Genomic DNA, 243 nt, shown 5'->3' with positions numbered 1-243 from the left:
TCATTCCACATCCTCTTCATCAATCAATTTCCCATTGATCGCTTCCAGTTCATCATCTGTCAAATACCGTTTCTCTAATTCGATGTTCTTTTTACCACCCCAATTATACATGATGGCATAGACATATTTTGTCACATCTTTTTCTTTATAGCCATCTAACTCACCATTTTTAAATTTGGTCATAGCGTCTTTAAATAGCCCAGAATAGACAATTAATCGTTTGCCTTTTAAGGCTTTATAAAA

At 33.7% G+C, this 243-nt stretch carries 1 pseudogene; it reads right to left on the bottom strand.

The window, feature by feature from the left end:
- Positions 1 to 243, bottom strand: a pseudogene (locus tag AWV70_RS10870) (protein rep); the annotation flags it as partial.

Origin of the sequence: Sporosarcina koreensis, from assembly GCF_001531445.1 — a bacterium.
In the GTDB taxonomy this organism is placed as follows: domain Bacteria; phylum Bacillota; class Bacilli; order Bacillales_A; family Planococcaceae; genus Sporosarcina; species Sporosarcina koreensis_C.
The sequence above is the reverse complement of the archived record's forward strand: the minus strand, read 5'-3'. Positions and strand labels throughout refer to the sequence as shown.